A 17,955-nucleotide genomic window follows, 5' to 3' on the forward strand; every position below is an offset into this window, starting at 1 on the left:
TCATAAACATTCGAAAAAAAGAGCCCCTATCATGACGACAAACGACTCGCGCGTGATACGCGCTGAACTGCTGAGCTTCGATGCCGACCCCGGCGAGGGCGACACCCCTGCCGAAGGCAGCGTTTGCCATATCGAAGACGCTGCCCTGTGGATCGAGAATGGCCGCATCCGCGCCATCGATGACTATGCGCGACTCGAACCCACCCTGCCCCCCGGAATCGAGGTGATCGACCACCGTGGCAAGTTACTGATGCCCGGCTTCATCGACAGCCACGTGCACTACGTCCAGCTTGAAATCATGGCCTCCTACGGGCGGCAGCTACTGGATTGGCTCAACGACTACACCTTTCCTGAAGAGTGTCGTTTCGCTCAGTACGAGCATGCCTTGGCGCTCTCTGATGCGTTTCTTGATGAGATGCTGCGGGTGGGTACCACCACGGCCCAGGTGTTCTGCTCCAGCCACCCCAGTTCGGTGGATGCCTTCTTCACCGCCAGCCGCAAGCGCGACCTGCGCATGCTGGCGGGCAAGGTGCATATGAATCGTCACGCCCCTGAGGCGCTCTGCGACGACACCCATGGTGGCATTCGCGACGCCGAGCGGCTAATCAGCGAATGGCACGGCACAGCGCGGCTCGGCTACAGTTTGACGCCCCGCTTTGCCCCCACCTCAACCCGCGAACAGCTAGACGCGACGGGCGGGCTGTTGCGGAATGACCCGAGCCTGTGGCTACAGACTCACCTGTCCGAAAACACCGGCGAGCTGGACTGGGTGGCCGAGCTATTCCCCGAGAGCCGCGACTACCTTGAGGTCTACGAGCAGTCGGGCTTGGTAGGGCCACGCAGCACCTTTGCCCATGGCATCCATCTTGACCAGGGGATGCGCCGCCGACTGGCGGATCGTGGCGCCAACCTGGCCTTCTGCCCCAGTTCTAATCTGTTCCTTGGCAGCGGACTGTTCGACCGCCACGCCGCACGCGATGTCGGGCTCAACGTGACCTATGCCAGCGACGTTGGTGGGGGAACCGACCTTTCCGGGCTAGCGACCCTCAAAGCCGCTTATCAAGTCGGGCAATTGCGGGGGCAGCCCCTAACCGCCTGGCAAGGGTTCTACGGCCTGACACTAGGCAATGCGCGCTCCCTGTCACTGGATAGCAACATTGGCCGCTTAGCCCCCGGCATGGAAGCCGACTTCGTGGTACTCGACCCTGATGCCACACCGCTGCTGTCAAGACGTCAGGCACGCTGTCGCACCCTTAGCGAGCGCCTATTTGCGCTGATGATGCTGGGTGATGATCGCAGCGTACTGGAAACCTGGGCGGGCGGAAGGCGCCAGCACGCACGGGATTGACCACTGGGCCCACCAGGCGATCAACGACGACTTTTAACAACGATCTCCAACAACAATCTCCAACAACAATAGGATCACCTATATGGAACCGAACTCCTCCTCCCTTGCCGAGAAGAGCACCGCTCGGCCTGCTAACTGGCTGGACCACTATTTTGGCGTGACCCGGCGCGGCTCATCGATGCGCACTGAAGTTCTCGCCGGGATCGCGACTTTCCTGGCGTCCATGTACATCATTGTGGTCAACCCAGCCATTCTCAGCGATGCGGGTATCCCCTTCTCCGCCGCGCTCTCGGCCACGGTGCTGATCAGCTTCATGAGCAGCCTGGCCATGGGGCTTTATGCCCGCAACCCCATTCTGGTCGCCCCGGGCATGGGCATGAACGCCCTGTTTACCTATACCCTGGTACAAGGTGCAGGGCTCTCCTGGGAAGTGGCGCTGGGCTGCGTGTTCTGGTCCGGGGTGCTATTCGCCGTACTGGCCATGTTCAACGTCCGCAAAGCGATCATTGAAGCCATTCCCCCTTCGCTGCGCTACGCGATCACCTGCGGCATTGGTCTGTTTATCACCTTCATCGGCTTCAAGAATGCGGGCTTCATTGTCGGCAGCGACGCGACGCTGGTGACGCTAGGCGCTATGGATGCCAGCATGGTCACCTTCTTCATCGGCATGATGGCGACAGCGATTCTGGTTATCCTGCGCTTCAACGGTGCGCTGATTCTGGGTATCGCCCTGACCACCCTGCTAGCATCACCCATGGGCCGACTGTGGGGCGGTGACGTGGTCGTGGAGTGGAGCGGCCTGGCGGCCTGGCCTGACTTCAGCGCGGTGATGCAGGTGGATATTTGGGGAGCGCTGAAGGTTGCTTACCTGCCGTTCATCTTCGTCATGCTGTTCACCAACTTCTTTGATGCCTTATCCTGCTTCATGGCCCTTTCTGAGTCGGCCAACCTTAAAGACAAAGATGGCAACCCGCGCAACCTGAAACGCTCCATGACCGTCGACGCCTTCGCCTCGATGATCGCGGCGCCGTTGGGTACCAGTGCGGCTCAGACCTTCATCGAGTCTGGCGCTGGCGTGGCCCAGGGCGGCCGAACCGGCCTGGTGGCGGTGGTCATCGCTCTGCTGTTCTTGCCTTTCCTCTTCCTCTCTCCGCTGCTTTCACTGGTGCCCGGTATTGCCACGGCGCCTGCCCTGGTGCTGGTGGGGCTGTTCATGCTGGCGCCGATCAGCAAAATCGAGTGGACGGAGTTCGACCAGGCTTTTCCGTCTTTTCTGGCCATCATCTTGATGCCGCTGACCTACTCGATCACCCTGGGTATCGCCTTTGGCTTCCTCAGCTTCGTCCTGATCAAACTTTTCACCGGCAACATCCAAGCGATCAAACCGGCCATGTGGGTCTCAGCTGCTCTTAGCGTGGTGATGCTAGTGACCACGCACTAACCCCTCTTTTTCATATGTTGAAAGTGGCCGCCTTTCGCGCTTGCGGTCACGCTACTGGCGTGAGCGCTTCGTCGGGGTGAACCAATGCTTGCCAGGCTTCAAAGGTGGTAAAAAACACCTGCCCGGTAAGTTCGCGATAAAGGTCGGTCCCTTTTAGGCGGTCCATAACGGGGCCTTTCACTTCGGCTAAGTGCAGCGTAGCGCCAGCATCTTTTAGCCGTCCGTTAATGGCTTCTAGGCTTTCTAATGCGGAAGCATCAATGATGTTGACGGCCTGGCAGGTCAGCACAATGTGTTTCAGCGACGGGGAGCGGGCGGCCAGCGCCATCACGGTGTCTTCCAGGTAGCGAGCGTTGGCGAAGTAGAGGCTTTCATCAATTCGCAGCATCGCCACATGCTCATCCGTCTCAACCTTATGCCGCTGCACGTTACGAAAGTGCTCAGTGCCCGGGACCCGGCCCACAACAGCACTGTGCGGCTGGCTGGTTCGGTAAAGGTGCAGCACCAGCGAGAGCACCACGCCACCTACAATGCCCACTTCCACGCTATGAAGTAGCGTTAACAGCAAGGTCGCCACCATGGCCATGCCATCGCTGCGGGAGTACTGCCATGTTCGCTTAACCGCGGGTAAATCAATCAACGTGCTTACCGCCACGATAATCGTAGCCGCCAGCGTCGCGGTAGGTAAAAACGCCAACAAGTCTGTTAACAACAGCGTCGCCAGCACAATCCCTAAGGCCGTGAATGCACCTGCCAGCGGCGTTGCGGCTCCTGCTTCAAAATTAACTACCGAACGGGAAAACCCACCCGACACCGGCGAACCACCGCTAACGCCAGCGCCCAAGTTCGCCATTCCCAGGGCAATCAATTCTTGGTTAGGGTCGATCCGCTGACGGCGTTTCGCCGCAAGGGTTTGCGCCACAGAAACCGACTCCACAAACCCAACTAGACTGATTAGCAGCGCCGCCGGCAACAACCCCACCCACAGCGATTGATCAAGGCTTGGCAGCGCAATAGCTGGCAAACCGCTGGGCACAAAGCCCACCACATCAACGCCGTGTTGATCCAAGCTGAAGCCCCAGGCCAGCAGCGTCGTAACCATTACCGCTGAGATTGGCGCGGCTTTCACGACGATACCGGAAACGCTGACAGAAGCCCCCAGCGCTATCAGCCACTGCTGTAGGTGTTTACGACAGACCAGCAAATAGCCCCACACGCCTAAACCAATCATTAACGTGATGACGTTCACCTGCTGCCACTGGCCGAACAGCGCCGCTAATAACTCAATTACGTTATGACCGGACGCCTCAACCCCTAAAATATGCTTGAGCTGACTAATGGCAATTAAAATACCTGAGGCGGTGATAAACCCTGAAATAACGGGATGGCTTAAAAAATTCACTAAAAAACCCAGCCGCAGTACGCCCATGGCAATCAAAATAAGCCCTGAAAGCGCCGCCAGCACCAGCGCGGCCCCAATGTATTCCGGGCTACCAGGTGTCGCAAAACCGCTTAACGCAGACGCTGTCATTAGCGCAGCAACGGCCACTGGCCCCACCGCTAAACTCGCGCTGGTACCAAAAATGGCATACAGCACTAGCGGCAGCATGCTGGCGTATAACCCCATTTCCGGGGGCAGCCCTGCCAACAACGCATAGGCCAGCGCTTGAGGCACTAGCATAAGCGTTACTATCACCGCTGCCAGCGCATCCCGAGAGAACTGCGCTTGCTGGTAGCGACGTAGCCAGCCGACTAATGGCACCCAACGCTCAAGTCTCATCTTGCGCACTCACGTAGTCACTCGCCCACCGCACACTCCGCGGCGATGTTCTATTCATTAGGCTGATTTTCTAACCCCTCGCGGTGCTCTTCCAAATCAAACCCTGCGGCTTTTGCAGCAGAGAAAAGCACGGCTAGGTCGCACTGTTCGGTATGGCGTTTGGCATACGCCCAAAGATGCGTTGCACGCTTTCCAGAGCGGCAAAACGCTAAAATAGGTCGGGGTAACTGCTGCATGGCCTGTGCAAATGCCTCTACATCCGCGGGGCGATAGTCACCGGGTGCTACCGGAATATGTACCCAGTGCAGGCCTATCGCTTCTGCTTTTTGGCGGTAGGCCGCTTCATCTGGAAACTCGTCACTTTCCCCAGCCTTGCAGTTGCAGATAACTGTTTTGAAGCCTTTGGCTTTAACGTCCTCTAATGCTTCAACGGTGAGTGACGACGTAATCTCGACACCCTTTTCTAACGGCTGTGTTTGCATAGCACTTCCCCTTTTTCATAGCTCTTGTTAAACACTTAATCCCACGCGGCGCCTGCTAAAGCATCCAGTGGAAACTTTACATAACGCTTAACGTTAGCTTCTGGCGACGGTAACCGCCCACCACGCGCATTGACCTGTAGTGCAGGTTACTCGTGCGCTGTTCAGCCACCGTACTTCCCCACTGCGGCTCGCGGCCATCAGGCGTATAGTAGTGCCCCGTAAACAGCCGGGCGGTATCGGGAAGCATCGGGAAGTAGCGTTGAGCATTATGCGTTCCTACGGGCTTCGGCATTAACAGGAATAACGATAGCTCATTTTGTTATATAATGCGAACCGTCATGCTCTATTATTCCAGTAGCAACGCTCAGCCTGCCATGAGGTGTACGGCTAGCGCGAAGCCAGCCAAGGCTAAAGCCTAGCTAGACCGCGCCAGCTTGTGTTGGAAGTAGCTGCAATGCTCAAAATACACGCACAAAAAATTCGTTTTTGGCTGGGATAGCGGCGGGCAAATGCACGTTCTGCACTCAGGGGGCTGCAGTTATTTTACGAATCAGGGTGAGAGCTCACCAATACAGGCTTGGAGATTCATCCGTTTATCCACATCTAGCAGGTTATCAAGGCGGTTAACGCACTCCATCCCAATCGTTTGCATAAGGTGACTGACAGATAAGTCGCTACGAACAGGAACACCCCCTTTGATTCAAGCTTAGTCGCGAATAGCGAAGAGCAACTCCTCCATGTTCATATTAAGAAATAGATGCGGAGTAGCCTTGGAAATCATACGGTCCGCGAGTAGCGATTTTCCTTCGGCGTTAGGTAGGCATCAAACGCCATGGCCAGGTTACGGATCATTAACCGACCCGAAGGCAGCACTTCGATTGCATCGTCGCGAAGGGCGATCAAGCCGTCAACAGCCATCTCTTCCAGGCTCGCTAGAGCACGGGCAAAGTAGCTGCGAAACTCGATCCCGTGGCGGGCCTCAATAGCAGCAAACTCAAGACGCCCATGACACATCAGGGTATTAATGACATCGCGGCGCAGGCGGTCATCATCGCTGAGCTGATAGCCACGAAAGACAGGTAAACGCCCCTCCTCCATGCGGTGCTGGTACTGTGCTGTCTCCTTGACGTTCTGACTGTAGGTGTCGCCCACCTTGCCGATGGAGGTAGTGCCCAACCCGATCATGTCGCAGTCAGCATGGGTGGAGTAGCCCTGGAAGTTGCGCTGCAGCGTGCCGTTTTCACGGGCGAGGCTCAGCTCGTCATCTGGCAGGGCGAAGTGATCCATACCAATGTAAACGTAACCGGCGGCGGTCAGGCGATTGATCGTGAGCTCAAGCAGCTCTATCTTCCGCTCTGGCGGCGGCATATCCTCAGGGCGAATCAACCGCTGAGCCTTGAACAGGTCGGGTAGATGGGCGTAGCTGTATGCGGCAATGCGGTCCGGTTTCAGGTCAATAATTTTGGCCAGGGTGGTATCGAAACTCGCTACCGTCTGCAGCGGTAGGCCGTAGATTAAGTCCACACTGACCGATTCAAAGCCGGCATCGCGAGCCGCTTGAACCAGCAAGACCACCTGCTCTTCGCTTTGAACGCGATTCACCGCTTGCTGCACCTCGTGATCAAAATCCTGCACGCCAAAGCTCAACCGATTGAACCCCAGCGCGTACAGTTCATACACCTGCGCTGGGGTTACGGTGCGCGGGTCTACCTCTAGCGAGAATTCTCGCTCTGCAGGTGCCGCAAAATGGAAGGCTTCGTCCAGCGCAGCCATTAGCTCGCCTAGCTGGGCGTTACTCAGGTAGGTTGGTGTGCCGCCTCCCAGGTGTAGCTGGGTCATCCGCCGGGTGCTATCGAATAGTGCCCCCTGAACGCGAATCTCCTGTTTTAGCCACTGGAGATACTCAGCCGCACGCTCGGTGTTGTGGGTGATGATCTTGTTGCAGGCGCAGTAGTAGCACAGGCTTTTGCAGAACGGGATATGCACGTAAACCGATAGTGGCTTTGGTTCTTCAGCCTGATTACTGCGCTGGGCAGCGCTACGGTAGTCGTCCTCAGCAAACGCCGCATGAAACTGCGGAGCGGTAGGATAGGAGGTGTAGCGGGGACCCGGCCGGTCATACTTTTCTACCAGGGGGCGGTTGAACAACTGCTCATCTAGCATAATAGGAAAAGGTCTCTGAAAAGGGTCCTTGAAAAAAGATCTTTAAAAAAGGTCTCTAGAAGTGAACGCAGCAAACGCTGGTTAATATTCATACAGTATACGTTTTAAAAGCCCCCCTGCACTTACCCTCACCTGCTCTCGATGCTTGCCAGTTACTCAACCATGACCTGAGTCAAAGAGCGGCAACAAATAGGCGACTCAAACACTCAGGCATGCACTGTAATATCGACGAGATCAGTCATACTCACCCATGTTCTCATTGCAACCTACTGAACATTCATACAACATGCTTTTTATGACTGGCTGACTTATAGCTTGATTACCCACGGAGCAACGCCAACTCCATGCATCTCACCCGATTCACTGATTATTCGATACGCGTATTGATCTTTCTTGCTGCCAAGGGAGAGGAGCGCTCTACTATTCATGAGATTGCCGAGACCTTTAATATATCGCGCAATCATTTGATGAAAATCGTTCAGGCACTTAGCCAGAAACAATACGTTACCGCTATTCGCGGCAAGAATGGCGGCTTACTGCTGACCCGCGACCCCGCAACCATTGTGTTAGGCGAGCTGGTACGGGAGATGGAGCATGACATGGCGTTAGTGGAGTGTTTTCATAGTGATAACGCCTGCACCATCACGCCAGCCTGTCGACTTCAATCGATTCTTAAGGATGCGTTGTCCGCATTTCTAGACGAACTAGATAGCTACACACTGGCTGACTTGTTGGGCAATCAACAACCTCAGCTGGCGCAACTTATGCGCATTCCTACCGTCAGTGCTTAGCACTCTCTAACCTCCTGCCCGTCGACGCGCGCCTGCATTAATGGCAACGTGTAGTGCACGAGAAATATAACGTAGGCCAAGCACCAGAAGATGATGCTTAGCGTGTAGGCCCAGTGGGTGATCTGGGGAAATAGCGCCAACATGGCTGAACGCATGACGGCTGCTATTAACATCAGCCCCAGCGCTACGCCGATTCCCGGCAGGGCGCGTATTGGTCGACCGGTGTGGCCTAGTGACACCCGAGCCATCATCGCTAACATCATAACGCCCATTCTCCCAATACTTAGCGCGTGAATTGCAAGCTCAGTGCGCATTAGCCTCATAAGCGCTAATACCCACATGACGAGGCCTAAAGGAATGAAGGCGTAGCTGCCATGCAACCCCCATAGCAATGGTTCGCGCCAGCTGTGCAGCCCACCCCAGCGTGCCATGCGAAGTGTGTTGGCCAATGCCGCTAAAACCATCGCCCCACCCATTAACATCGTAGGAACGGCAACGCCCAGCATGATGGCCAACTGCAATAATACGACGCCCGCCGTACTCGCCAGCGTAACACCTTCCAGTACGGGAATCGGCGCTGGCTTGGGCCGCCCTAAACGGTTGGCGGTAAACATAGCAATCACCCGCCCGCCTACGACGGTCATTAAAAGCGTGATCAACAGCACAGCTAAGTAGGCCGCTTGGCGAATCAACTCGGCATTGCCATTCATCAACCCCAAGTGCATCGCCAGATTAGCCATCGCAAATAGCGCCAGCACAGGGATGAAGATCAAATTGCGCCAACGCTTCGCGGTGATCACTAATTTCGCCATCACGATGGCAACCACCGGCAGAAACGCAAGGTCGACCATCAGTACTAGCCAGCCCGGCAACGCCATGGGAAAGGCCATTAGCAGCCGCCCTAACAGCCATAACCCTACTAGCGCCAACAGCGGCCCGCCGCTTAAGCTTGGCAATCCAGTCCAGTTGCGCACCGCCGTTAGTAAAAACCCCGCAACCACCGCCGCCGCAAAGCCGAATAACATTTCATGCTGATGCCAAAAAATTAGGCCGCCATAGGGGCGCAAAAGGGTATTGCCGTGCCAGAACGCTAACCACACCAACATCGATGCCACGCTGAACAGCGCAGCCAGTAGGAAGAAAGGCCTAAAAGCTAGGCGCACAAATGGCAGATGCTTAAGCGTGGAGGCGGGCTGGGATGAGGCGGTCGTTGGCATGGCATAATCACGACTAATTTACTTGGAAATATCATTGTGCGCCTCGCAACCATCGAAAACTATGACAAGCATCAAAAATACATCTTATAGTTTTTAAATGCGCTAGCCGCCCCTAATGGCGGTCGCCGCTTCAATATTGCCAGTACCCAGCAGGCGAGTGTCTTAATTCGCTCTTTTATTCTGGAACCCAAGGATGGCGACACAGCGGCCGATCATGAGCTTGGTCAATATATCGGCGTGCGTCTCACGATTTTCGCGTACCGATAAGCCTTTTATAGCGTTGCCATAGCGCTCCATAACTACCTGCCACATATTAAAAATTAGCGTTCTGAGGCAGTATGACGAAACAAGTTTTTTAGGGCTAGGTAGCTTTGGGGCATGCTCTCACCTCGCCCAACTCCTTTTAATACTCCTTGATGATTAATTATCTCATTCTTAAAACAAGGAAAAACGCCATCAACAATTCGTCCAAAGCAACTAAATTAAACATTATTAACCTTTTTTGATTGCCATTCTTTAGGCTTAATTACATGATGCTAATCGTGGTTTCCGCAGCCAGCATCTATAACAATGAAAATCATTAGATTTTAAATACCCGGGGCATTTTATGTACCACGAATATCCCTTACTCGAAGCTCAACAGGAAATCCACGATCTCGCCGCTGCGGGCGCTCCTCTTACTAAAACATTGGCAGCTGTAGCCGAATGGGCAGAACGTATGCTGCCCCAAGCGCTGGTTTCTATCATGCGCTTTGACCCGGCTAACAATACCTTAAGTTTGGTTGCTAACCGCCACTTCTCACCCGCCTACACTGCCCACATGCAAGCGCTTATGATTGGTCCAGCGGTGGGGACATGCGGAAGAGCTGCTTTTGAAAAACAGCTAGTGGTGACTGAAGATATTGACCTAGAACCCCACTGGACAGCCTTTAAGGAAGTAGCCTTAGCAGAGGGGCTTCGAGCCTGCTGGTCAGTGCCTATTCTCTCGACTCAGGGGGAGTTACTCGGCACCTTCGCCACTTATTACAGGCACCCTGCCTCACCCACGCAAGAAGAGCAGAACCATCTTGCCCACAGCGCCAGTCTCGCGGCCCTTGTGTTACTGCGCCACCGCGATAAACAGCAGCACCGCATGCAATCAGAATGGCACCGCTCACTGTTTGTTAACCACCCTGACGGTGTGTATGAATTCAACCTTGAGGGTCATTTTCAACGTTGTAATACCGCGCTTGAGCGCATTACGGGCTACGCTACATCCGAGCTTATCGGCTTACACTTTAGCCAATTCATCGCGCCCAATTTTCGCGAATCAACCCAACAAGCGTTTAACACCGCTTGCCGTGGCGAGGCCATCACCTACGAAACCCTGGGAAGGCATGCCAATGGGCACTACTACTCGCTGGAAATCACTAATTTCCCAGTGATTATTGATGACATTATTGTAGGTGTTTATGGCGTATGCAGAGACGTTACTACCCGAAATAAGCAAACCGATGAACTAAGACTGCTAAAAAGAGGCATGGAAGCTAGCCCCAGCGGCATTATCATGGTGGATGCGCAGCAAAACGGCATGCCTATCGTCTTCGCTAATCCCGCTTTCTATCGTATTACCGGCTACACACCTGACGAGGTTATCGGCAACAATAGCCGTTTTCTACGCGGCCCTGATACCGGGCCCGAAGCGACTGAAGCCATACGAGACGCGATGCGCGAAAAGCGCGATATCAGTATTACCCTGCTCCATTACCGTAAAAATGGGCAGCCCTTCTGGAACCATCTTGTCGTTAGCCCCGTCTTCGACCCTGGGGGCAAATGCACGCACTACATCGGCATCCACCAGGACATTACGCACGAGAAAAAGCAGGAAGCAAAACTGGCCTACCAGGCCACGCATGATTTGCTCACCGACTTGCCCAATTATTCAGCGTTTACCGAGCAGCTATCTACCGTATTTGAGCAACACCAGCGGGGAAACCACGGCACCTTAGCAGTTCTACATCTTAATCTGGACGGATTTAAAGCCATTAACGATGGGCTGGGACACCTAGTTGCTAATCAAGTATTAGTAACGGTTGCCCGCCGCCTTGAAGGGATGATTAGCCACCCAGATATGCTGGCTCGCCTGGTAGGGGACGAATTTGCCATTCTTCTAGCAGTTAAAAAAGGCCACACCGCTGCAATTGTTAGCTTAGCTGAGCGTATTTTAACCACCCTGGCAGAACCCGTTGCCTTGGAAGGAGAGCTGATACATATCAGCGCCAGCATTGGCATTGCTTGCCATACGCCTTCTATTCAAGAGCCTTACAGCTTGCTACAACACGCCGACTTAGCACTAGAGCAAGCCAAACGGCAGGGGCGAAACACGTGGCAGTGGTACCGGGGTCGTAAAGCCGAAAACGTTAAGTACAATGTGGCCATGCGTCACGAGCTGCATACCGCACTCTCAGCTGGGGATTTTGTACTTTACTACCAACCTATAGTGGATGCCGTCAGCGGATGCATACGCAGCATCGAAGCCCTAGTTCGTTGGCAACACCCGAGCCTGGGCTTGGTATCCCCAGGTGAGTTTATACCCCTAAGAGCAAACCGGGCAGATCATTCCCCTGGGGCGCTGGGTGCTCCTGCAAGCCTGCCGGGATATAGCAGCGCTCAATGCCCAGAGTGAGCGCATACTCCCCGTTGCCGTTAATATTTCTTCATTACAGTTTTGCCGGGAAGGCTTTCTTAATGAAGTGAAACACGCCTTGCACATATCTGGATTACAGGCGGAGCAGCTTGAGCTTGAGGTAACAGAGAGCGTACTACTAGACGGAACAGGCCCCATTATTGCACTGATGGAAACCCTTACTTCCATGGGCGTACGTATAGCTTTAGATGACTTTGGCACCGGCTTTTCAAGCCTAAGTTACTTATGCGATTTGCCCACTCATAAAGTCAAACTAGATCGCAGATTTGTACAAGAGGCTCAAAAAAACCGCCGCATGGCGGCGATTGTACAAGGCGTTATCACCATGGCGCATCATATGGATATGATAGTGGTCGCCGAAGGCATTGAAACGGCAGAACAGCAGCAAGATTTATCACGCAGGCACTGCGACCTGCTTCAAGGGTACTTATTTGCACGCCCCATGCCGCTACATGAACTGCAGCAGCTTCCGGATCTATTAATGAGCGCGCCCCTACACCTCTCTTAAACGCTTATATCGCCCGCGAGCGTCACTCCAACCAACATGAGGTTTACGCTGCATATTGAACCAGGGGCGTACTGCAACGCGCCGCGCTCTTTTAGTTTAGTTTTTACCTGGTTGCGCTAGCGTAACGGCTGTGGACGGGTAAAATGCCAACGTTACCTGCTACTCAATGCTTATAAGCACCTGCATCTTATGAATAATTATGCGTCACCCGTTCACCTGTACGACGTCGTGTACATTATTATCCCCCGGTTGCACCGGGCGCAAAAACTAGTTAATAACACGCTAGATGCGTTGATTGATACGGCTAAGAACCCTAACGATTTACATACCCGTTTAGAACAGCGTCGAGCATTCACGCTGGAACTGCAGGCCACCCTCACCAATCTGGAACACCTTCTGGAGCGCTACCGCGCCGATGTTCAGACGCTACTTAAAAGTAACGGAAGCAGTGGCAACCGAGCTATCACCACCGATGAGATGGAACAAGACGCGATTGAACGAGCGAAAGATATTTATCAAAAGGTAGTGGCGTTTCAAACCGGGCGCCGCAGCGTGCCTTGGTAAGCGTGTGTTAAGAGGGTATAAGCTTTTCGCCTGTCCTATTTTTAAGGAATTGCTATGTTATCGGAGTGGTTGTCCCAAGTAGTGCTTCCCTGGGTATTGGCCGGTGTGATGATGACCATGGGCCTGAATCTGACTAAAAACGACTTTCTACACACCTGTCGCCACCCGGGCCGCTTAATGCTAGGCACCAGCCTACAGATACTGGCATTGCCGTTGCTCGCATGGGGCATAGTAGCCTTGCTACCGCTTTCGCCGTTAGCCGCGGCTGGATTGTTGCTGGTATCGCTGGTGCCTGGGGGCGCAACTTCAAACATGTTCAGCTATCTCGTACAGGGAGATTTAGCGTTATCCGTCAGTTTAACCGCCATTGCGGCGGTACTTGCCCCCTTTACGCTGCCGTTGATTATGGGCTGGAACCTAGAGTTTCTCGGCTTAAGCAGTGCCGGACTAAGCCTCCCCTACTGGCCAACCGTAGGCAAGCTGCTGCTAGTGACCCTGGTGCCTGTGCTCGCGGGCATGCTCCTGCGATGCTTACTAAAGGAAACACTGCTGAACTGGCTACTGCCCAAAATAAAGATGTTAACTGGCGTGGCGATGATTGGGGTGGTGGTCGCGCTGTTCGTTAGCCATGCTCAGCGCCTACCCCCGCTGCTCAGCGTTGAAACATTGGCGGTGCTGCTACTGTGCGTGTTGAGCATGGCGTTGGGCCACCAAGTGGCACGCCGCTTACGCCTACCACATGCCAGTGCCCGCGCCATTACTGTTGAGGTTGGCGTGCAAAATGCGGGGGTAGCTATGATGGTCGCTTTTGCGCTGCTTCAGCAGCCCGGCATCGGTTTGGTTCCCCTGCTTTATGGGCTATTAATGAACGTACCGGTGTTTTTATGGATGTTCGCCTGCCTATGGCGAGACCGCCAGCGCACCGCGTCTATACGCTCAGCGAACAACACGTAGATTAGCCGCTGCGCTATACGCAAAAGGCTCCCCCTAGGGGAAGAGCCTTGTGATTAATGGCCGCATGCTACTCGCTGACGGCTACTAAAACGTTAGATAAACCGACCCAGCCCTACCGCTGAACGCAAACGATCCATCGTCACTGCTGCTTCTTCTCGGGCACGCTCGGCCCCTTTCTGAAGCACAGCTTCAATATGAGCGGGGTCTTCCATCAGTGCGTTATACCGCTCACGAGGTGCACTTAAATGCGCGTTTAGGTACTCAAATACGTGGTTTTTGGCATCACCCCAACCGATCCCTTCTGCATACTGCCCGCGCATAGCGGCTACTTCTTCAGTGCTAGCAAAGGCAGAGAATATTTGAAATAGAGTGCAGGTATCCGGGTCTTTGGGTTCGCCGGGCTCCAGCGAGTTGGTTTTAATTTTACGCACTAGCTTTTGTAGCTTTTTCTCGGCAGAGAAAAGCGGAATGGTGTTGTTGTAGCTTTTGGACATTTTGCGCCCGTCCAGCCCTTTTAACACTTCCACTTTTTCATCGACTACAGCTTCAGGCTGCACAAAATATTGGCCTTTAAACAAATGATTAAAGCGATTGCCAATATCGCGCGCCATTTCAATATGCTGAATTTGGTCACGCCCTACCGGTACTTTATTGGCGTTAAACATGAGGATATCAGCCGCCATTAGCACGGGGTAACTAAACAGCCCCATCGTGATGCCTTTATCGGCGTCTTGATCACCGGCCGCTTCATTCTCAGCAACCGCCGCTTTATAGGCGTGGGCACGGTTCATCAACCCCTTGGCAGAGACACAAGAGAGCATCCACATCAGCTCAGGGATTTCTAAAATATCCGACTGCCGATAAAAAATAGCATTGTCGGTATCCAGCCCCAACGCCAGCCACGTCGCGGCGATCTCCAGGCGAGACTCCTGCACGCGCTTAGGGTCTTGGCACTTGATCAGCGCATGGTAATCAGCAAGGAAATAGAACGACTGAACATTCGGGTCTTGGCTGGCCTCAATGGCAGGCTTAATCGCCCCCACATAGTTACCAAGATGCGGCGTTCCTGTCGTGGTAATCCCGGTCAGCACGCGGGTTTTGGCTGTCTGACTCATAATGTGGATCCGGCTAAATAAAGGTCAAAAAAGGTACGTCATTGTACACTTAATGCCAAATCACCGTCGCGTTTGTTGGTGGAGTGATTACTTCCTCATTTGATTCAATCTCTTCAAGGCGAATAAAGATAGGTAGACTTTGTGCTAGCAGTGCTTCAGCACCACTTTCAGTTATTTGTATAACTGCACCGAGAGCCATTACCCATGGCTGGCCTTCGCGCTCAACGGGAATTAATAAGCAGGACTTCTGCGGACAGCCACTATCTAGAATAGTAGTTGCACTGTGAGAGGCATAATCTTCCCAATGTATGCTTCGTTCGTTACTAACTAGGGGTGGATCATCCCATGCAAGGCTATTGAAGCGTGTTATTGCTTGAGAAGCGGCTATTTCAGCCCGCATTTGCGCTAGCGTTGCAGCGCGATAATTACTGGCTAAACGTTCGTCAACCAAAGCCGTCTGCATACTGACCACGCCTATCATCAATGCACTCGCTAATAGTGCCATCACTACCACTAGCGCAGCGCCCTGCTGTTGGCTCTCCATGCCTGAGGCCTCCCTTGATCACCCTAATTTAGTATGCTGTTGCGGTGAGTAATATGGAAGTAGATATCACGCCCTTCCGGCCCCAGGGGTAGAGTCACGACGCTCATTACGCTATTACTCGGCTCAGCAATCCCTAGTGATTGTGTTCTTTCACACTGGCCTCCACCTAATTTAACAAACGTCACTAGCGGCTCTGCTGCCTGCATATCTTGAACGGTACAGCGGCAAAGGGGCTCGACAGTATCGCACTGCAGGCGAAACAGCGCTTCTTCATCATTTTCAATAGCATGATGACTTCTTAAGGTGTCCGCTATCGTAGCAGCGGTATAAATCAGGGCCTCTTGTTGGCGACCCAGCGTATCTATCTGCCTAAAAACGTGGAAAGTTGATAAGCATAGTTGGCCAGCGCCAAGAATAACCACGCTGCTAATCACCATGGCTACCAGTAACTCTGTTAGCGTAAAACCGCGCTGCACATCCATGAGCACGCCACCTTACGATTGGGAGGGTAAACTAAAGTTATAAACTAATTCACCAGCATCATCATTCGCCGCCGTTAACAAATAAACGGTGATAGTAAACTGACACCCAAGGCCAGATAGCTGACTGCGTGATGCATCTGCATGAGTAAGCACCGCCGTTTCTGGATGAGTGAACCAGTGATTTTTCCAGGCGGACTCTACGGTACTAAGAGGGATATCGCTGCATGCACCGCTACCCGCAAAAGCCGCCCAAATTCTTTCCTGGGCATCAATAGCAGCCACATTAGCCAACGCATGCTGATAACCCGAGTGGGCACTTTGTAGCGCTTTAAGCTGCATAGCCGCCACACTGATCAGTCCAACGGAAAGAATCACCAGCGCAACAAGCGACTCCACCAGTGAGAAGCCTTGTTGACGACTCATTTACCAACACGCCTCAGGCAAACGCTCACCCAGTGCGTTTAATGTAATATCGCTAGCACAACCATCAGAGCGTGAAGCGGTAGCGGTAATTAGAAAACCACCGTCATTAACGCTGCCAGAGTCTGCCGAAATCGTGTAATTACCGTCTGGTGAGGTGGGCGTAATAGTACAGTCTGTATAGGTATATTGGCGCGAGTAGCAACGCTCCAGCTCGGAAGCGGCTTGCAACAAGCCTGCTTTACCATCGGTGCGTAACGAGCTTTCCACGTAGCGCATATAGCTTGGATAGCCTATGCCAGCGATGATGCTAATAATCGCAACCGTAATAAGCATTTCAATCAGTGTAAAACCGCGCTGATGATTTTTATGATTTTTTCTTTGATGACCAGCGTAACGAATAAAAAGATAGAGCACTGAAGTTTTCCTGAATCGGCTAAATCATACTTCGAGTATGTCGTAAACCGATACCGTTTGCATCACCCGCTTACAATCACTTGCTCACGCAGCTCTTTAGGCATAGAAAAAGTAATATTTTCCTCACGCCCCTGGAGTTCAACAGGTACCTCTGCGCCAAGCGTTTGCAGCTTATCAATGACGCCTTTCACCAATACTTCTGGCGCGCTGGCACCCGCTGTTACGCCAATACGGCTAACGCCCTCAAGCCATGCTGGCTCAATTTGGTCAGCATTATCGATTAAATAGGCAGGCGTGCCCATACGCTCAGAAAGTTCGCGCAGGCGATTGGAGTTGGAGCTATTGGGGCTGCCAACGACCAAGACCAAGTCGCTATCCGCCGCTAATTCGCGCACTGCATCCTGGCGGTTTTGAGTGGCATAACAGATATCATCTTTGCGCGGCCCCTGAATCTCTGGGAATTTCTCCCGTAGCGCGTCGATCACTTTAGCAGTGTCGTCCATCGAGAGCGTGGTTTGGGTCACAAACGCCAGCGTAGAAGGGTCGTTGACCCCTAGCTTCGCCACATCCTGCTCATCTTCAACCAAGTAGATCTGGCCACCGTGGGAGGTATCGTAACGCCCCATGGTACCTTCGACTTCCGGATGGCCTTCGTGACCAATCAAAATGCACTCCTGTCCACGCTTGGCGTAGCGCAGCACTTCCAAATGCACTTTGGTAACCAACGGGCAGGTCGCATCGAAGACTTTAAGGCCGCGCTGCTCAGCCTCCTGTTGTACGGCACGAGAAACACCGTGGGCCGAGAAAATCACGATCACGTCATCGGGCACTTCATGGAGTTCTTCGACAAACACGGCCCCCCGCTCGCGTAAGGTTTCAACCACAAAGCGGTTATGAACCACCTCGTGGCGCACATAAATGGGCGGGCCAAAGACATCAAGCGCGCGGTTGACGATGTCGATCGCACGATCCACGCCAGCGCAAAACCCGCGTGGGTTCGCCAGCTTAATCTGTATTGGCTGAGAGGACTCTGATGACTGCAT

General features: G+C 53.5%; 15 protein-coding genes and 1 pseudogene. 6 read left to right on the forward strand and 10 right to left on the reverse strand.

What is annotated here, in order from left to right; all coding sequences use genetic code 11:
- Positions 1-31: 31 nt before the first annotated feature.
- A complete protein-coding gene (locus BB497_01820; protein ID AVI61535.1) occupies positions 32-1,348 on the forward strand; it encodes a guanine deaminase in 1,317 nt (438 codons plus the stop codon).
- An 82-nt stretch (positions 1,349-1,430) separates the two neighbouring features.
- Positions 1,431-2,789 (forward strand): permease, encoded by a 1,359-nt coding sequence (locus tag BB497_01825; protein ID AVI61536.1) that lies wholly within the window; start codon positions 1,431-1,433, stop codon positions 2,787-2,789.
- Positions 2,790-2,835: 46 nt separating this feature from the next.
- Here the strand turns inward: BB497_01825 and BB497_01830 are convergent, their stop codons facing one another.
- The 3 genes from BB497_01830 to BB497_01840 form a co-directional block, all read right to left on the reverse strand.
- Entirely contained in the window at positions 2,836-4,569 is a 1,734-nt protein-coding gene (locus tag BB497_01830; protein ID AVI61537.1) for a sodium-independent anion transporter, read from the reverse strand.
- 50 nt (positions 4,570-4,619) lie between these two features.
- Positions 4,620-5,051: a TIGR01244 family protein gene (locus BB497_01835; GenBank protein AVI61538.1), complete on the reverse strand. Its 432-nt coding sequence runs from the start codon at positions 5,049-5,051 to the stop codon at positions 4,620-4,622.
- Between the two features lie 777 nt (positions 5,052-5,828).
- Complete coding sequence (locus BB497_01840) at positions 5,829-7,214, reverse strand: oxygen-independent coproporphyrinogen III oxidase (GenBank protein ID AVI61539.1); 1,386 nt, start codon at positions 7,212-7,214, stop codon at positions 5,829-5,831.
- 344 nt (positions 7,215-7,558) lie between these two features.
- Between BB497_01840 and BB497_01845 the strand changes: the two genes are divergently transcribed.
- Positions 7,559-8,005 (forward strand): Rrf2 family transcriptional regulator, encoded by a 447-nt coding sequence (locus tag BB497_01845; GenBank protein ID AVI61540.1) that lies wholly within the window; start codon positions 7,559-7,561, stop codon positions 8,003-8,005.
- On the opposite strand, the gene BB497_01850 is transcribed toward BB497_01845, so the two are convergent.
- Entirely contained in the window at positions 8,002-9,222 is a 1,221-nt protein-coding gene (locus BB497_01850; GenBank protein ID AVI61541.1) for an NnrS, read from the reverse strand. The two genes, BB497_01845 and BB497_01850, sit on opposite strands and share 4 nt — an antisense overlap.
- 607 nt (positions 9,223-9,829) lie before the next feature.
- Here BB497_01850 and BB497_01855 point away from each other — a divergent pair.
- The 3 genes and pseudogenes from BB497_01855 to BB497_01865 all read left to right on the forward strand — a co-directional run bounded on the left by BB497_01855 (position 9,830) and on the right by BB497_01865 (position 13,934).
- Positions 9,830-12,416: pseudogene (locus tag BB497_01855) on the forward strand (diguanylate cyclase).
- A 189-nt stretch (positions 12,417-12,605) separates the two neighbouring features.
- Positions 12,606-12,980, forward strand: coding sequence for a hypothetical protein (locus tag BB497_01860; protein ID AVI61542.1), 375 nt, complete (start codon positions 12,606-12,608; stop codon positions 12,978-12,980).
- Positions 12,981-13,034: 54 nt separating this feature from the next.
- Positions 13,035-13,934, forward strand: coding sequence for a Na(+)-dependent transporter (locus tag BB497_01865; GenBank protein ID AVI61543.1), 900 nt, complete (start codon positions 13,035-13,037; stop codon positions 13,932-13,934).
- A gap of 92 nt (positions 13,935-14,026) precedes the next feature.
- On the opposite strand, the gene BB497_01870 is transcribed toward BB497_01865, so the two are convergent.
- The 6 genes from BB497_01870 to BB497_01895 form a co-directional block, all read right to left on the reverse strand.
- Positions 14,027-15,049 (reverse strand): tryptophan--tRNA ligase, encoded by a 1,023-nt coding sequence (locus BB497_01870; protein ID AVI61544.1) that lies wholly within the window; start codon positions 15,047-15,049, stop codon positions 14,027-14,029.
- Between the two features lie 49 nt (positions 15,050-15,098).
- Positions 15,099-15,593 carry a hypothetical protein gene (locus BB497_01875; GenBank protein ID AVI61545.1) on the reverse strand — a complete coding sequence of 165 codons (495 nt, stop codon included), beginning with the start codon at positions 15,591-15,593 and terminating at the stop codon, positions 15,099-15,101.
- A 23-nt stretch (positions 15,594-15,616) separates the two neighbouring features.
- Positions 15,617-16,075 (reverse strand): prepilin-type N-terminal cleavage/methylation domain-containing protein, encoded by a 459-nt coding sequence (locus BB497_01880; GenBank protein AVI61546.1) that lies wholly within the window; start codon positions 16,073-16,075, stop codon positions 15,617-15,619.
- 12 nt (positions 16,076-16,087) lie between these two features.
- The gene (locus BB497_01885; protein AVI61547.1) at positions 16,088-16,498 is read right to left on the reverse strand and encodes a pilus assembly protein PilV; all 411 of its coding nucleotides are present in this window, start codon (positions 16,496-16,498) and stop codon (positions 16,088-16,090) included.
- On the reverse strand, positions 16,499-16,831 hold the full coding sequence (locus BB497_01890) for a type IV pilin (protein ID AVI64224.1): 333 nt from the start codon (positions 16,829-16,831) through the stop codon (positions 16,499-16,501).
- 143 nt (positions 16,832-16,974) lie between these two features.
- Positions 16,975-17,955: a 4-hydroxy-3-methylbut-2-enyl diphosphate reductase gene (locus tag BB497_01895; GenBank protein ID AVI61548.1), complete on the reverse strand. Its 981-nt coding sequence runs from the start codon at positions 17,953-17,955 to the stop codon at positions 16,975-16,977.

The organism is Halomonas sp. GFAJ-1, assembly GCA_002966495.1.
In the GTDB taxonomy this organism is placed as follows: Bacteria; Pseudomonadota; Gammaproteobacteria; order Pseudomonadales; family Halomonadaceae; genus Vreelandella.

Bases quoted from the DNA above. Each gene is read 5' to 3' on its own strand.
- BB497_01820 (AVI61535.1), top strand. From the start codon at position 32: ATGACGACAAACGACTCGCGCGTGATACGCGCTGAACTGCTGAGCTTC.
- BB497_01825 (AVI61536.1), top strand. From the start codon at position 1,431: ATGGAACCGAACTCCTCCTCCCTTGCCGAGAAGAGCACCGCTCGGCCT.
- BB497_01830 (AVI61537.1), bottom strand. From the start codon at position 4,569: ATGAGACTTGAGCGTTGGGTGCCATTAGTCGGCTGGCTACGTCGCTAC.
- BB497_01835 (AVI61538.1), bottom strand. From the start codon at position 5,051: ATGCAAACACAGCCGTTAGAAAAGGGTGTCGAGATTACGTCGTCACTC.
- BB497_01840 (AVI61539.1), bottom strand. From the start codon at position 7,214: ATGCTAGATGAGCAGTTGTTCAACCGCCCCCTGGTAGAAAAGTATGAC.
- BB497_01845 (AVI61540.1), top strand. From the start codon at position 7,559: ATGCATCTCACCCGATTCACTGATTATTCGATACGCGTATTGATCTTT.
- BB497_01850 (AVI61541.1), bottom strand. From the start codon at position 9,222: ATGCCAACGACCGCCTCATCCCAGCCCGCCTCCACGCTTAAGCATCTG.
- BB497_01860 (AVI61542.1), top strand. From the start codon at position 12,606: ATGAATAATTATGCGTCACCCGTTCACCTGTACGACGTCGTGTACATT.
- BB497_01865 (AVI61543.1), top strand. From the start codon at position 13,035: ATGTTATCGGAGTGGTTGTCCCAAGTAGTGCTTCCCTGGGTATTGGCC.
- BB497_01870 (AVI61544.1), bottom strand. From the start codon at position 15,049: ATGAGTCAGACAGCCAAAACCCGCGTGCTGACCGGGATTACCACGACA.
- BB497_01875 (AVI61545.1), bottom strand. From the start codon at position 15,593: ATGGAGAGCCAACAGCAGGGCGCTGCGCTAGTGGTAGTGATGGCACTA.
- BB497_01880 (AVI61546.1), bottom strand. From the start codon at position 16,075: ATGGATGTGCAGCGCGGTTTTACGCTAACAGAGTTACTGGTAGCCATG.
- BB497_01885 (AVI61547.1), bottom strand. From the start codon at position 16,498: ATGAGTCGTCAACAAGGCTTCTCACTGGTGGAGTCGCTTGTTGCGCTG.
- BB497_01890 (AVI64224.1), bottom strand. From the start codon at position 16,831: ATGCTTATTACGGTTGCGATTATTAGCATCATCGCTGGCATAGGCTAT.
- BB497_01895 (AVI61548.1), bottom strand. From the start codon at position 17,955: ATGCAGTCATCAGAGTCCTCTCAGCCAATACAGATTAAGCTGGCGAAC.